The sequence below is a fragment of the Hydrogenovibrio marinus genome, assembly GCF_013340845.1.
In the GTDB taxonomy this organism is placed as follows: domain Bacteria; phylum Pseudomonadota; class Gammaproteobacteria; order Thiomicrospirales; family Thiomicrospiraceae; genus Hydrogenovibrio; species Hydrogenovibrio marinus.
The window spans coordinates 1088930-1102402 of record NZ_AP020335.1; the positions used below are offsets into that span (position 1 = coordinate 1088930).

Below are 13473 nucleotides of genomic sequence, written 5' to 3' on the forward strand. Positions count from 1 at the left end.
TTATTCGGTTTCAATTAGAAATGCCTTAATTTTACGGGCGAAATATAACCTTTATTTCAATCAAATTCAAAATAGAAGGTTTTATGAGGCTGGGTGCTCTAGGGTTAATGCTTTGTTTTTCTGCCTTGTAGTCCACCGGAATGGTACAAAATGACTTTTGATCCCGAAGGAATATGATTTTTATCCAATTCAGCAAGAAAGGCGAAAATCAGCTTTCGGGTATAAATCGGATCAAGCAGGATGCCAAAGTTCTCTTCAAACCAGGTTTCCGTATCTTCCATGTCTTGAGATGATTTTGCATAACCATTGCCATGGTAATCTTGTAAAAGTTTCCAGGCGTTTGTCTGGTGATTCGAAGCCTTCTCAACCCAAGTGGAAATGTCTTCAATCAGATAATTGGAATCCTTCAATGTCGATACACCAAGTAATTGTCTGTTAGCTTGATATTGTGTATTGGTAATGAACCCAGCAAGAGTTCCTCCCGTGCCGACAGCCGTATAGAGGTGCGTCCACTCGGGACATTGAGTTTCAAGGTCTTTACAAATCTCTTTGAATCCGAGGATGGCAAGTTCATTGGTGCCGCCTTCCGGCAGGATGTAGGCATTTGGGTGGCAAGTATTGAGGGTCGATAAAAACTCAGGAGATTGTTTTAGCCGGTAATCGCTACGGGAAATAAAGTGTAGCAGCATGCCTTTACGGGCAGCTTCAGTGAGAGTGAGACTCCATTTATTCGGAGTATCTCGTAACTCTTCGCCGCGAATATAACCATGGGTTTCAAATCCTAAATTTTTTCCGGCGGCGGCTACTGCGGCAATGTGGTTTGAGTAAGCGCCGCCAAAAGTGACCAGTGTTGTTTTCCCCTCAAGTCGCGCTTGCTGAAGATTTAGCTTCAGCTTGTGCCATTTATTGCCTTGAATGGTAGGGTGGTTCAAATCATCCCGCTTTATCCAAACGTCAATTCCCTTATCGGAAAAACGTGGATGATCGAGTCTGGATAAAACAGTTTGATGGTGCATTAGTTTTTTCTGAGACAAATTTGACCCTTAACGCGACAGAGTTGGTAAAATTCACGTTTTTATAAAATTCTATTCGATTCAACGAGGAGTTCGCGTGGAACATTTAACCACCAGCTTAGATGTCTTATTTATCCTTTTAGGGGCTATTTTAGTCCTGTTCATGCATGCCGGTTTTGCTTTTTTGGAAGTGGGAACGGTACAACACAAAAACCAAGTCAATGCTCTGGTCAAAATCATGTCGGATTTAGGCGTGTCGACCGTTGCTTACTTCTTTATCGGTTATGGCGTTGCTTATGGGGTTTTCTTAGGCTTCAACTTGGATGGACAGCTTGCCAAGGCGATGACGGAAAAGTCCGGTTATGAATTGGTTAAATTCTTTTTCTTGATGACGTTTGCTGCGGCGATTCCAGCCATCGTTTCCGGTGGTATTGCAGAGCGTGCGAAGTTTTACCCGATTCTATTGTCTACCTTCTTTATCGTCGCTTTTGTTTACCCGTTTTTTGAAGGGATTGCTTGGAACGGTAACTACGGTATCCAGGATTGGCTGAAAACAAACTATGGCGCACCTTTTCATGATTTTGCAGGTTCGATTGTCGTTCACGCCGTTGGTGGTTGGATTGCATTGACAGCCATTATGGTTCTGGGTGCTAGACGTGGCCGTTATGGTAAAGATGGCAACATTAAGCAAGTGTATCCACCGTCAAGCATTCCATTTCTGGCGTTGGGTGCATGGATTCTGACCGTTGGTTGGTTTGGGTTCAACGTGATGTCTGCACAGCAAATCACGGGCATTCAAGGTTTGGTTGCCATGAACTCATTGATGGCGATGGTCGGGGGAATCCTGGCTGCGACATTCATGAGCGACAAAGATCCAGGTTTCGTGCATAACGGACCACTTGCTGGTTTGGTAGCGATTTGTGCTGGTTCTGATGTGGTGAGTCCATTAGGCGCATTGGTTATCGGTTTGGTTGCCGGTGCTTTGTTCGTTAAGGCATTTGTCTGGACGCAAAAAACTTTGAAAGTTGATGATGTTCTTGGGGTTTGGCCGCTACACGGTTTATGTGGTGTTTGGGGTGCAATTGCCGCTGGTATCTTCGGAGGCACGGCCCTTGGTGGTCTAGGTGGCGTATCTTTTATGTCTCAGCTTATTGGAACTTTGATGGGGGTTGCCGTTGCTTTGATTGGCGGATACATCGTTTACAAGTTAATTGATGTGTTCTTTGGCATTCGTCTATCAGAAGAAGAAGAACATCAAGGTGCGGATTTGACGATTCACAAAATCCATGCGAATCCACCGAGAGATGAGTATTGATTCAGTAACTTATTGATTTTATTTGAATCGTTTTGCCGGTTTATTCATCGGCTGAAACAAACACAATCTAAGTTATTTTAATTAAAAACAACCCGCTTTATCCAAGCGGGTTTTTTTGTGCTATTCTTGTATCCGGCTTGGATATTTATAGAATATAAACTGACTCATCGACGACTATGCGCAAACTTTCTGCTGATCAACTCTACCGTTTTACCACTATCAACCCTGAAAAATTTGAAGAACAAGAGACGAATGTCAATGCGTTCATGAAACGCTTTCATCCTCGTGCCTATCAATCTCTAAATTTTGGGTTGCACCTCAAACGTAATCAGAATCATATTTTCATTATGGGGGAACCTGGCGTTGGTCGTATCGGCATGACCAAATCCGTGTTACGTGATGCCGCCGCCAGAAGAGATATTCCGCAGGATGTCGTTTTGGTGTCCGATTTCAGTGAGTCTAACAAGACACAGTATCTTTATTTTAAGGCTGGACACGGGCATGCTTTTAAAGCGGCCATGGAAGAGTTTATTACGCAGTTGAAAACGCAGTTGCCGGTCGTGTTTGATGGGCATGTCTACCAGCTGAAAAACCAGCAGTTGGAAAATGATCTTGCACAAAAGCAAGAAGCTGCGTTGACGCCGGCATTCGAGTTAGCGGAGTCGTTGAGTATTGAGATTCAGCAAACTGAAAATAACTTTGTTTTGTTGGCGGTAGTCGATGGCGAACGATTGCGTATGTCCGAATTGAAGAATTTGGAAGAACCTTTGCAAAAACATTTTCTTGAAGCGTTGGATCAAGTTGAGGAAGAGTTGAATAAAGGCTTGACCCGTTTCCCATTCTTGCAGCATGAATATATGGATGCTGGTAAGAAGCTGAACACTCGTTTTGCCAACGACCATCTGGCACCATTGACTGATGCTTTGAAGATGGAGTTTGGAGAAAATGATTCTGTAAAACAATATTTGGAATCATTGAAAGATGCGGTGATTTCCAAGTTACATCTGTTTTGGGATCAGTCCGGTGAAAGTGTCACCAGCACCACACAGAATTCCATGGAAGACCTGTTGGCAGAACAGCACGGTTTTTCGATTTTTGAAGTGAATTTATTGGTCGATCATAGCGGTCTGAAGCATGCGCCGATTATTTACGAACAAAATGCCAGTATGCCGAAACTGTTCGGTTATACCATCAATTCAGCCAGTGCCAATGCAACGGATACCCTAACGTTGGCAATGAACCATCAAGCCGGGTTGTTACAAAAAGCGAATGGCGGTTTCTTGTTGTTGAATGTTGAATCTCTGCTGAAAGACCCTGAAATCTGGTCGAACTTGAAAGCCGCATTATTGAGTAAGAAACTGACGTTTGAAATTCCGTCTTCAAGCAGTGTAGTGCCTTACCATTTGCCGGATTATCCTTTGAATGTCACTTTGGTTCTGTTGGGGCGTGCAATTCATTTCTACGCATTACAGGAAATCGACAGTCAATTCAGTCGTTTGTTTAAGGTGCAGGTCGAGTTTGAAGTTGAGCTGGAACGTACTGAAGAACATGAATTGGTGCTGGCGAAACAGCTAGAAAACGAAATCAAGGATTGGGATGACTTACCTGTCTCTGTTTCTGCTTATGAAAGATTGATTGAATACGCTTCACGTCTGGCAGAGTCGGAAAGCCGCCTTTACACCAACAAAGCGATTTTACGTGATGTGCTTGCCGAAGCAAACGCTTTTGCCAGAGCAAATGACGAAACCGAAATCACCAGAAGTACGATCGAAGCAACGATTCTGCAACGAGATTTCCATACCGGGTTGATGGAAGATTATTTCCACCGAGCGATTATCGAAGAGCAGGTGTTAATTTCTGTTACAGGCTCGCATGTTGGGCAGGTTAATGGTTTGACGGTATTGACAGTTGGACGCCAATCTTTCGGTCAGCCAGTCCGTATTACCGCTCAGGCTTCATCAGGTGATGAAGGGGTGGTGGATATTGAACGTGAAGTTGAAATGGCAGGCCCCATCCATTCTAAAGGGATGTTGATATTGTCCGGCTATTTACGTGGTCGTTATATGAAGTTCAAGGCGTGGGGCTTTAGTGCTTCTATCGTTATGGAACAAACTTATGATGGCGTTGAAGGGGATAGTGCTTCTTCTGCAGAATTGTTGGCATTGATTTCATCGATTTCTCAAACCCCATTACGTCAGGATTTGGCGATTACCGGGTCGGTAAACCAGTTTGGTGAAATTCAACCCATTGGTGGCGTGAATGAGAAAATCGAAGGCTTCTTCAAGGTCTGTAAGGCTCGTGGTCTGACAGGAACCCAGGGAGCGGTTGTTCCTGAAGCCAATACCAAACACCTGATGTTGAACGCAGAAGTGCGTGAAGCGGTGGAGTCAGGTCAATTCCATATTTACGCGATGAGCCATATTGATGATGCGCTAGGTTTGTTTACCGATATGCCTGTTGGCAAAGTCAACGATAAGGGTGAGTTCCCGGAAGGCAGCGTTAACGATAGAGTGATTAAAGCGCTGGAAAAAATGAACGAAAAGCATGACGAAAGTCATGATGATTAAGCGTTGATTTAAAGCAGGTCAAACTCGACCATAACCCGACTAGAGGGTTTGGTCACTAATTTTATTGTTCCTGGTTTTTGCGACGTTCCTGACGACGGATTTTCCATGATTTGGCGACATGCCAACGCCAGAAAATGTGGATGCCGAAGTAGCTGAAAACAGCCAACGTAACACCGACGACCGTACTGCCCAAATACAACGGTAACCAAATCTGATCCAAGGTATGCAATATACCATCAAATGACAAGTCAAAAGCTTCCGAAGACTGTGCTTTATCTCCTAGAATCCATGTTCCCACCAAGTAGTTGAAATAGAAAATCGGCGGCATGGTCAAAGGATTGCTAATCCACACCAAAGCGACACTGATCGGCAGGTTTGCTCTGAAAATAATCGCGGTGATGGCTGATGTCAGCATCTGAGAGGGAATCGGAATCGACATCCAAAATAAGCCACTTGCAAAGGCTTTTGCCGTATTATGACGATGAACGTGCCATAAATTCGGGTTTGCTATCCATTTGGCGAGAAAGCCAATGCCTTTTATTTGGCGAATTTTTTCAGGGTTGGGCGCGTATTTTTTGATGAGTTTTTTCGGCATAGCGGTCGAGTTACTAAAATTTTTATGTTTCGTTATTTTGTTTTAGGGTTTATCAGCGCATTAGTCGGCATTTATCATCTGTCTCAACCGCCATGGACAAGCGTTACCGTGGGCTTGTTCTCGCTTTCCCTATTGTTATTTGTTGGCGCATTGCGTTTTTCAATGCCTCGGTATTCTTTCTTTACCAAGCTCAACCAAATTATTATACAGCTTATTTTCGGCGCACTTATTGCATTTTTGTTGAGCTTTTATGTCGAAAATACATCCATAAAAATCCCTGAAACGGCGTTTAACCAGAAGGTTTGGGTGGAAGGCGAGATTGTCGGTTTGTCCACTGAAAAACAAACCGATTTCGGTCAGAAAAAAGTCCAATTCACCTTGAAACTGTCTCGCATTAATCAGCTGTCATTACCCCCAACCTGGCAGATTTTTTCATCCAGAATCCGGCTGTCTTGGTATTTTAATAAAACTGCCAGCAGCCTGACATCATTGCCGAAATCCGGCGAGAAGTGGCGCTTTTATATCAAACTCAAGCCAAATCATTTCAGCTTGAACCCCGGTGCGTTTGATTACGAAACCTATTTATTCCAACAGCATGTTCAAGCGGTTGGTTATGTACTGAATGCGAGAACCTTCGCTACCGCACAGCGGTTGGCACCGCCATCTAACTTCAGCTTGCAGCAGTGGATTTGGCAAAGACTTAATCCTTGGTTTCAACATAGTGCGTTTGGTGGTGTTTTCGGGGCATTGCTCTATGGCGATAAATCCCTGATTACCGCACCGCAATGGCAAGTTTTCAGGCAAACCGGTACTGTCCATCTCATGGCGATTTCCGGATTGCATATCGGCATTATGGCAGCAATCGGATTTTGGTTGTTTGCATCAATTTGGAAATGGCTCGTTTTGTATTTGCCACTGTCCGCCTTAAGACAGAGTATTTCACGTACGCCTAAAGTGGTTTGGGGAAGCCTTGGCGCCAGTGGTTTTGCATTTATGTATATCGCACTTGCCGGGTTTGCCATACCCACGGTGAGAGCAGGGTTGATGGTATTCATCCTCTTGATTTTCATCGTGTTTCGCCGTCGTTTCCAAGTGTGGGCGGCACTGGCACTGGCGGCATTTTTCATCACGTTACCGGATTCAAGAGCAGTACTCAGCCAAGGGTTTTGGCTGTCTTTTATTGCCGTCGCCATCATCTATGCGGTTATCGCTTCTCCCGGTTTTCAGGGACGCGCGACATGGCAGCAGTTTTTACTGTTGCAACTCGCACTGACTTTAGGGATGGCGCCAATATTGACGTTGTTCTATGGTCAAGTGCCTACCATTGGTGTTCTCGCTAACTTAGTAGCTGTTCCAGTAGTCACACTGGTGGCGCTACCATTGTTGATGTTGTCGGCGGTTTTTATTCTGTTGTTTGGCGCATGGCTACCCGGAGTTGCCGAGTTTGTCATGGAAATGAATAACGAACTATGGCAATGGCTTTGGTGGGGGTTGAACGAGATATTGAAGCTAGGCCAACATGCCGTAATTTATTGGATGCCGGGAGCTATCTCGCCGATTGCACTGATTTGTCTTTATGCTGGATTGGCGCTTTGGGTTTCAACTAAGTGGCCAACTGAGTTCAGCTCTAAAGGAAAGACATACCCTTGGAGAGAATCTTATCGATGGCTTGGTGCGGTCATGATGATTGCTCTGTTCTTTTTAGTGTCTGTTGGTTACAGCCAATTCAAGAGTGAATTGTTGCCGGGAGAAGTCAAAGTGACGTTGTTGGATGTTGGACAAGGGCAAGCCATGATGTTTGAAACGCGTCACCATACGTTAGTTTACGATACCGGACCTAAATTCAGTGAAGCATTGGATGGTGCCAGTATGGCACTATTGCCTTATCTCTCCCATGAAAAACGTAACAGCGTTGATTTACTGGTGGTGAGCCATTCCGACATGGATCACGCAGGAGGAACACAAACGCTATTGCAAAACGTAGAGGTGGATCATGCCATTTTAGGGCAGCCAAAAAAATTAAATGGAAGGCTACAAAAAGAAGCTATTAAGACTCAATTCATGCCATGTTTTGCGGGGCAATCCTGGATATTTGATCAAGTTCATTTTGACGTTTTATCGCCGCAAAAGGGCGCAGTCGCGCCTGATGATAATGATGCGTCTTGCGTGTTACGGGTTTCAACCGGCAAGACAGCGATGATGGTGATGGGAGATGCTTCAAAAACGATTGAGCAGCACTTGATTGAACGCTATCGGAAGCAGGGAAAGATGGCGTTGAAATCCGAGGTGCTGGTTGCTGGTCACCATGGCAGCCATACGGCAACATCCTTGGTTTGGCTAGGAACCGTGCAACCCAAGTTGGTACTGTTTTCAGCAGGGTATTTGAATCGCTATCATTTTCCGAATAAACCGGTTGTCGAGCGGATAAATAAATTGGGAATTGCCATGCTCAATACGGCATGCAATGGCGCCATAACCTTAAAAATGACACCAAATGAATTTCAAGTCGAAAATCGTCAACGCATTGACCATAAAACTTGGTATCATCACCAATGTAAAGCGCCATAATCGCCAACCGATTAAGCTTTACTATCTTTTCGTTTTCCCTTATGACTACATACCGCCGAGGATCTTATGAGTTGGCCGAGTTTCTGGCTGAGAGCCGATCACAATCACATTGCTTGGCAAAGCCGTTTGCTGTTGCCGATTTCCCGGTTGGTTTGCCGTGTGGCGCGTCGCCGTCTCCAAGCATTTGAAACACAGCATCCACCAAAAGTCACTGAGGCGAAGGTCATCGTTGTCGGTAACATCGTCGTGGGCGGTTCCGGTAAAACGCCTTTTATCATGTGGCTGGTTGAGCAATTGCAGCAACAAGGTTTTAGTTGTGGAATCGTGAGTCGAGGCTATGGCGGTAAAGCCAAAACCTGGCCGCAAATGGTTACGCCGGATTCTGATCCGAAATGGGTGGGCGACGAACCAGTGATGCTCGTCAAGCAGGCGAAAGTACCGATGGCGGTGTCACCGAACAGAGTGGAAGCGATTCGATATCTTGAACAAAACGTCAAGGCACTAGGCGGTCATCTCGATGTGATTATTTCGGATGACGGTCTACAGCATTATGCGATGGCGCGTGATATGGAAATCGTAATGGTCGATGGCGAAAGAGGGTTGGGGAATGGCATGTGTTTGCCATCAGGCCCTTTGCGTGAATCTAAACGTCGTCTTAAGACAGTGGATTTCATCGTCAGTAATGGCACATTGCGCTATCCTTTAGCGATTGCCGACACCATTGAAATTATGCGTTTGACGCCAGTTTGTTTTCGTAATGTGAAGCACCCGGAAAAAACCTTGTCACTTGAAGCGTTCAAAAACCAAGCGGTCAATGCTATTGCAGGGATAGGCAATCCGGCACGTTTTTACCGTGCTTTGAATCGCTTAGGGGCGATTGTAGAGTCTCGGGATTTTGCCGATCATCAGGCGTACCAACCAAAAGATTTTTCGTGGCTAAAACAGCAAAAGGAAGCAATTCCGTTACTGATGACTGAGAAAGATGCGGTAAAATGTGTGGCATTTGCTGAAGATGATTGGTGGTACTTGGAAATCAAGCCTCAGTGCAGTCAGCCTTTTGCCGAGCAAATCATCAAAAAATTACGTCGTCTTTGAACCGGTTTCAAGACGGGCAAAAACGCAAAGAATACAAAACGAATATAAGCGAACTAAGGAAGAGTTGATTTCATGGATCCAAAACTTTTGGACATTCTGGTCTGTCCAGTCACCAAAACCTCTCTGTTGTTTGATAAAGACAAGCAAGAGCTGATTTCCACTGCGGCTAATCTGGCTTATCCTGTTCGTGACGGTATTCCGATTATGCTTGAAAACGAAGCCCGCGAACTCGTGCCGGAAGAAGTGGAAGCCTATCGTAAACAAAAAGGGCAACACGCTTAAGTATGGGGTTTGTTGTCATTATTCCCGCTCGTTATGAGTCCAGTCGCCTATGCGGCAAACCTCTGATGGACATCTGCGGTAAACCGATGATTCAATGGACTTGGCAGCAAGCCAAATTATCTGGTGCAGAGCGTATTATCATCGCCACAGAATCCGAAGCCGTTAAGCAAGCATGTGAAGCCTTTGGCGCAGAAGTTTGCATGACTTCCATGAGCCATCAGTCCGGTACAGAACGTATTGCCGAAGTGGTCGAAAAGCTAGGCTTTTTTGATGATGACATTATCGTCAATGTTCAGGGCGATGAACCGATGTTGCCGCCTGAATTAATCGTCCAAGTTGCAGATGGGCTGTCTACCCATGAAAGCGTACAAATGGCGACGCTCTGTGAGCCGATTGATGATGTTGAAACGGTTTTCGACCCTCATGCGGTGAAAGTGATTCGTAACCAAAAGAACTTCGCGTTGAACTTCACGCGTGCGCCAATGCCTTGGTCGAGAGATACTTTTTCCAATGAGCCGCCAACCTTACCTGAGAACTGGGATTATAAGCGTCATATTGGTTTGTATGCCTATCGTGCAGGGTTCGTTAAACGTTATGTTGCCTGGCCGGAGTGCGCCTTGGAGCATGTAGAGCGTTTGGAGCAGTTGCGTGTTTTATGGCATGGTGAATCAATTTTGGTGTTGGACGCGCTTTGCGATGCCGGTATTGGTGTGGACACTCAAAAAGACCTGGATAAGGTTCGTCGACTAATGTCAGAAAAGGCATAACCTTTAAACTCGAATAACGGAAATGCCCCAACCTGGCAGATTTTAAACACAAAATATTTCATGTCTAAACTTCTAAATTTCTTAACACTAATTGGTTTGATTGCGTTTGGCTATTGGATGATCAAACGCTATTTCCATCAAAGAAAATTACGCCAGCAAGGCATTGTTATTGAACAGAAAGGGCTAAGACCGATTACGGTTTTCAGTATTGTTTTGCTGTCAATTTACGCGCTATATCTCATTATCCATTTCTGGAATATGTCCTAAATACCTAAACGGACAAGTGTCTATTTTTGGGAATAGGCTTTTCTCGCAATATTTATTTGGTTGCACAGCTCAGGCAGGGCTTCAATAAAGCGTTGCGTCGGGCGTTGGTATAAATCGCTATTGACCCCAATGATTTGACGTTGCTGAACAGCCTGTAGCATTGGGAAAGCTTGCCAATTACGGCGCCATGAAGGCTGTTTGTCTTTGGCACCGCCCAGTAAAATCACTTGAGGGTTTTTCAGCAAGACGCTCTCCCGACTGATCTGTGGCGCTAAGGGTGTCAGGTCTGCAAACACATTTTGTGCCCCGCATAGAGCCAGACCCTGGCTAATGAACTGTTGTCCATTGATGGTGGTAAGGGGTTGATTCCACACTTCATAAAACACAGAAATGGGTCTCTTTGAGGCGTATTGCAGTCTTAAAAACGTCAAGCGATGTCTCAATTCTTCCGCAGTCGAAAAAGCATGGCGTTGTGTACCCGCTCTGCGACCGATTTCTTCGATTTCATTGGGGATGTCATTGAGTGTCTGGATATTGGACACAAAAACACGCAAGCCTAAATCCCGAAGCCGTTGTAAATCTTGTGGTTTGATGGAAGATTGCCAAACCAGAATCAAGTTGGGTTTTAAGGCGACTATCTGTTCGAAATTCAAGTGAAAGGCATCGCCGACCTTTGGTAGTTTAGTTGTTGAAGTCGGATAATTTGAATAGCGGTCAACACCGACCAGATATTTACCTGCGCCAGCGGAAAAGACCATTTCGGTCAGATGAGGGGACAGCGAAACAATTCTAAAACTTCCGGCCTGTGAAAGAGGGGAAATCACCAATAACAGGCAAAGCAAAAAGGCGGGCAGGCGAGACAGGATCATGACGTTGCCTTCTCAGAAATCTACGCCGATTTGCGCTTTGACACCGCTTTTATAGGCATGCTTGACTTCCTGTATTTCTGAAACTGTATCGGCAATCTCTTTTAGCTCGGCGGCGGCTGAACGACCGGTAACCACTACATGTTGCATCTCAGGACGGGCTTGTAGTGCGCTGAGTACCCGTTGCTTGTCAATATAATCATAGCTCAGTAGATAAGTCAGCTCATCAAGAACCACCAAGTCATAGGACGGGTCTGACAACATTTTTTCTGCAATTTGCCACCCGCGTTCTGATGTGGCGATATCCTGTTCACGGTTTTGAGTATCCCAAGTGAAGCCATCACCCAGCACATGCCATTCACAGTTTGGTTGGGCGCTGAAAAAGGCTTCTTCACCGGTATCAGTACGACTTTTGATGAACTGGCATACGCCAACTTTCAAGTCATGACCCAGTGCTCGGGCTACCATGCCGAATGCAGAAGTCGACTTACCTTTACCATTGCCGGTGATGACCAATAAAATTCCTTTTTCGATGTTGGCTTTGGCGATGGAAGCATCAATCTGAGTCTTTTTTCGTTCCATACGGACTTTATGATAGGCATTTTTCTTATCGGTCACTTTGTACTCCCAGTATATTTAATAACTTGTCCATATCCAAACAACCCTCCAAGGTATTGGCCAATACTTCTAATTGTGCGTGGCGCTGTTGGTCGGCGTCAAGTTCGGGTTGTGTTGCCACAGGAGTATTGTCTGATTCCGTCACCCAGTTCATCAAAAATTGGATAGCGGATGATTGATCGAACACGCCATGTAAATAGGTGACGAAAATTTGGTTGTCTTGACTGAAACCACCTTCAACACTGCCGTCTTCCAGAGTGATGGCCGGAGTGAGTTCGGATAAGTTGGTTTGACCGCAATGAATTTCATAGCCGACAACTTTCGTTGTTTCATCCGATATGAAGTGGCCTGTTCTATTTTTCAGGGTCTTTTTCGGCATGAGCGTTGTTTCATAGTCTAATAGCCCCAACCCGGATTGGCTGTCGCCACTTTCAGATTCAATGCCGTAAGAATCATGAATGGCTTGTCCTAACATCTGTAGACCACCGCAAATGCCTATCAGCTTACCGCCATAACGTAGGTGATGGTTCAAATGGGTTTCCCATCCCTGAGTTTTTAACCATTGCAGATCGAATGCGACATTCTTACTTCCCGGCAAGATGATTAAATCAGCGGGCGGAATGGCTTCATTATGCTTAACCCATTGAAAGTGGATATCCGGGTGGTATTGTAAAGGCGCAAAGTCGGTGTGGTTGCTGATATGCGGTAACAGCGGGGCTATGACTCTGAGAGTGGTTTGAGGCTTTTCAGTTTGTTGAAAGTCAACGGCATCTTCCGCATCCAAAAACAAACCATGCAGATAGGGCACCACGCCTAAAACTGGTTTACCTGTTCCGGCTTCCAGCCAATCCAAGCCATCTTTCAATAGCGCTAAGTCGCCACGGAATTTGTTGATAACAAATCCTTTGATGCGGTTTTGTTCAGAGTCAGATAGGCAGGCGAGTGTACCGACAATATGGGCAAATACCCCGCCTTTGTCGATGTCTGCTACTAGAATGACCGGACAGTCGATGGACTCGGCAAACCCCATATTGGCAATGTCGCCTTCGCGCAAATTGACTTCGGCAGGACTGCCGGCACCTTCGGCAACAATGTAACTGAAGCGATGGCGTAACCAGGCAAAGGAGTCCAACACGGCATTGGCCGCAGTGGGTTTATATTCGTGATAATTCAGTGCGTTATAGTTGCCGATGCTCTTGCCTTGAATAATGACCTGAGCACCGACATCGGAATTGGGTTTAAGAAGAACGGGGTTCATGTGTACGCTGGTAGGCACGCCGGCGGCAAAAGCCTGTAGTGCTTGTGCACGGCCGATTTCCCCGCCATCTTCTGTGACTGCGCTGTTCAAAGCCATGTTTTGTGGCTTGAAGGGCGCAACCGATAAACCTTGCCGCGCCAGGACGCGGCAAAGTCCGGCGACTAACGTACTTTTTCCCGCGTCAGACGTACAACCCTGCACCATCAAACAGTGGGAAGGGTTGGGGCTTTGGGAGGAAGTGTTTGTCGTCATCATAACTTCT

General features: G+C 45.6%; 12 protein-coding genes. 7 read left to right on the forward strand and 5 right to left on the reverse strand.

What is annotated here, in order from left to right; genetic code table 11:
- Positions 1–104: 104 nt before the first annotated feature.
- Complete coding sequence (locus HVMH_RS05175; protein ID WP_029908594.1) at positions 105–1016, reverse strand: 1-aminocyclopropane-1-carboxylate deaminase/D-cysteine desulfhydrase; 912 nt, start codon at positions 1014–1016, stop codon at positions 105–107.
- A 94-nt stretch (positions 1017–1110) separates the two neighbouring features.
- On the opposite strand from HVMH_RS05175, the gene HVMH_RS05180 reads away from it, so the two are divergent.
- The gene (locus HVMH_RS05180) at positions 1111–2328 is read left to right on the forward strand and encodes an ammonium transporter (RefSeq protein ID WP_029908595.1); all 1218 of its coding nucleotides are present in this window, start codon (positions 1111–1113) and stop codon (positions 2326–2328) included.
- A 176-nt stretch (positions 2329–2504) separates the two neighbouring features.
- Complete coding sequence (locus HVMH_RS05185; RefSeq protein ID WP_029908597.1) at positions 2505–4895, forward strand: Lon protease family protein; 2391 nt, start codon at positions 2505–2507, stop codon at positions 4893–4895.
- Between the two features lie 61 nt (positions 4896–4956).
- On the opposite strand, the gene HVMH_RS05190 is transcribed toward HVMH_RS05185, so the two are convergent.
- Positions 4957–5490 (reverse strand): DUF2062 domain-containing protein, encoded by a 534-nt coding sequence (locus HVMH_RS05190; RefSeq protein WP_029908599.1) that lies wholly within the window; start codon positions 5488–5490, stop codon positions 4957–4959.
- A 24-nt stretch (positions 5491–5514) separates the two neighbouring features.
- Here HVMH_RS05190 and HVMH_RS05195 point away from each other — a divergent pair, with 24 nt between their 5' ends.
- The 5 genes from HVMH_RS05195 to HVMH_RS05215 all read left to right on the forward strand — a co-directional run bounded on the left by HVMH_RS05195 (position 5515) and on the right by HVMH_RS05215 (position 10469).
- On the forward strand, positions 5515–8058 hold the full coding sequence (locus HVMH_RS05195) for a DNA internalization-related competence protein ComEC/Rec2 (protein ID WP_029908602.1): 2544 nt from the start codon (positions 5515–5517) through the stop codon (positions 8056–8058).
- A 66-nt stretch (positions 8059–8124) separates the two neighbouring features.
- Positions 8125–9153, forward strand: a complete 1029-nt coding sequence (lpxK, locus tag HVMH_RS05200) for a tetraacyldisaccharide 4'-kinase (protein ID WP_029908604.1) — start codon at positions 8125–8127, stop codon at positions 9151–9153.
- Between the two features lie 72 nt (positions 9154–9225).
- On the forward strand, positions 9226–9435 hold the full coding sequence (locus HVMH_RS05205) for a Trm112 family protein (RefSeq protein WP_029908606.1): 210 nt from the start codon (positions 9226–9228) through the stop codon (positions 9433–9435).
- Positions 9436–9437: 2 nt separating this feature from the next.
- Positions 9438–10202, forward strand: a complete 765-nt coding sequence (gene kdsB / locus HVMH_RS05210) for a 3-deoxy-manno-octulosonate cytidylyltransferase (RefSeq protein WP_029908608.1) — start codon at positions 9438–9440, stop codon at positions 10200–10202.
- Between the two features lie 60 nt (positions 10203–10262).
- Positions 10263–10469: a hypothetical protein gene (locus tag HVMH_RS05215; protein WP_029908610.1), complete on the forward strand. Its 207-nt coding sequence runs from the start codon at positions 10263–10265 to the stop codon at positions 10467–10469.
- 20 nt (positions 10470–10489) lie between these two features.
- Here the strand turns inward: HVMH_RS05215 and HVMH_RS05220 are convergent, their stop codons facing one another.
- The 3 genes from HVMH_RS05220 to HVMH_RS05230 are packed head-to-tail and all read right to left on the reverse strand — an operon-like array spanning position 10490 to position 13466.
- A complete protein-coding gene (locus HVMH_RS05220) occupies positions 10490–11338 on the reverse strand; it encodes a cobalamin-binding protein (protein ID WP_035628790.1) in 849 nt (282 codons plus the stop codon).
- 12 nt (positions 11339–11350) lie between these two features.
- Positions 11351–11953, reverse strand: a complete 603-nt coding sequence (gene cobO, locus HVMH_RS05225; protein WP_029908614.1) for a cob(I)yrinic acid a,c-diamide adenosyltransferase — start codon at positions 11951–11953, stop codon at positions 11351–11353.
- Complete coding sequence (locus HVMH_RS05230; protein ID WP_232087821.1) at positions 11943–13466, reverse strand: cobyric acid synthase; 1524 nt, start codon at positions 13464–13466, stop codon at positions 11943–11945. The genes cobO and HVMH_RS05230 overlap by 11 nt, the downstream gene beginning before the upstream one ends.
- Positions 13467–13473: the final 7 nt, after the last annotated feature.

Coding starts and splice junctions, on each gene's coding strand:
- HVMH_RS05175 (WP_029908594.1), bottom strand. CDS start 1,016: ATGCACCATCAAACTGTTTTATCCAGACTCGATCATCCACGTTTTTCC.
- HVMH_RS05185 (WP_029908597.1), top strand. CDS start 2,505: ATGCGCAAACTTTCTGCTGATCAACTCTACCGTTTTACCACTATCAAC.
- HVMH_RS05190 (WP_029908599.1), bottom strand. CDS start 5,490: ATGCCGAAAAAACTCATCAAAAAATACGCGCCCAACCCTGAAAAAATT.
- HVMH_RS05195 (WP_029908602.1), top strand. CDS start 5,515: ATGTTTCGTTATTTTGTTTTAGGGTTTATCAGCGCATTAGTCGGCATT.
- lpxK (WP_029908604.1), top strand. CDS start 8,125: ATGAGTTGGCCGAGTTTCTGGCTGAGAGCCGATCACAATCACATTGCT.
- HVMH_RS05205 (WP_029908606.1), top strand. CDS start 9,226: ATGGATCCAAAACTTTTGGACATTCTGGTCTGTCCAGTCACCAAAACC.
- kdsB (WP_029908608.1), top strand. CDS start 9,438: ATGGGGTTTGTTGTCATTATTCCCGCTCGTTATGAGTCCAGTCGCCTA.
- HVMH_RS05215 (WP_029908610.1), top strand. CDS start 10,263: ATGTCTAAACTTCTAAATTTCTTAACACTAATTGGTTTGATTGCGTTT.
- HVMH_RS05220 (WP_035628790.1), bottom strand. CDS start 11,338: ATGATCCTGTCTCGCCTGCCCGCCTTTTTGCTTTGCCTGTTATTGGTG.
- HVMH_RS05230 (WP_232087821.1), bottom strand. CDS start 13,466: ATGATGACGACAAACACTTCCTCCCAAAGCCCCAACCCTTCCCACTGT.